The following is a 1,301-nucleotide window of genomic DNA, read 5'->3' as shown; positions in this document are numbered from 1 at the left end:
GACCTGCCAGTCCCTCAAGATCAACAGTTCAGCGTTGAAGAAGATGGCACGTTAATCTTCACCGATGCCGACCTATTAACAGGTGCAACGGACATTGAAGGCGACAACCTAACGGTTGAAGGTGTGACCTACGACGGTGGCGACGGTATTCTTACCGACAATGGTAATGGCACATACACCTTTGCTCCGAATGAGAACTTCAATGGCGACGTAAACTTCGGTTTTGATGTGTCTGACGGCACCGATACGGTGTCAGCAAACATCGACGTAAGCGTAACTGCCGTAGATGATGCGCCTGTGTCTGGTGACCTAGCGTACTCAATCGACGAAGACGGTTCGATTCGTCTAAGCCAAGAGCAGCTTCTATCGCAAGCTTCTGACGTAGAAGGCGATGACCTAACAGCCAGCGGCTTAACGGTTGGCGGTGATGCAACCGTTACTCAAAACGATGATGGCAGTTTCACGATTACGCCAGATGAAAACTTCAACGGTGACATCGATATCAGCTTCGATATCTCAGATGGCACCAATACGGTTCAAGCTTCAGCAGACCTGACGGTTAACCCAGTAAATGATTTACCTGTTCCACAAGACCAACAATTCAGTGTTGAAGAAGACGGCACGTTAATCTTCACTGATGCAGACCTATTAACAGGCGCAACGGACATTGAAGGTGACAACCTAACGGTTGAAGGTGTGACCTACGATGGCGGTGACGGTATTCTTACCGACAACGGTAATGGTACGTACACCTTTGCTCCGAATGAGAACTTCAATGGCGACGTAAACTTTGGTTTTGATGTATCAGATGGTACCGATACAGTCTCTGCAAACATCGATGTGAGCGTTACGGCAGTTGATGATGCACCTGTGTCAGGCGACCTAGCGTACTCAATCGACGAAGATGGTTCGATTCGTCTAAGCCAAGAGCAGCTGCTTTCTCAAGCATCAGATGTGGAAGGCGATGACTTGACGGCCAGCAGCCTAACGGTTGGCGGTGATGCAACCGTTACTCAAAACGATGACGGCAGCTTCACGATTACGCCAGATGAGAACTTCAATGGTGACATCGATATCAGCTTCGATATCTCAGATGGTACCAACACGGTTCAAGCTTCGGCTGACCTTACTGTTAATCCAGTTAATGACCTGCCAGTCCCTCAAGACCAACAGTTCAGCGTTGAAGAAGATGGCACGCTCATCTTCACCGATGCCGACCTATTAACAGGTGCAACGGACATTGAAGGCGACAACCTAACGGTTGAAGGTGTGACCTACGACGGTGGCGACGGTATTCTTAC

At 49.1% G+C, this 1,301-nt stretch carries 1 protein-coding gene; it reads left to right on the top strand.

The features are described from left to right. Positions 1 to 1,301 (top strand): cadherin-like domain-containing protein (locus AB4583_RS02685; protein ID WP_372116325.1); only part of this gene is annotated, 1,301 nt, incomplete at both ends.

This window comes from Vibrio sp. 10N.222.49.C12 (assembly GCF_041475025.1).
Classification (GTDB): Bacteria; Pseudomonadota; Gammaproteobacteria; order Enterobacterales; family Vibrionaceae; genus Vibrio; species Vibrio crassostreae_C.
This window is presented reverse-complemented; position numbering and strand designations above follow the sequence as displayed.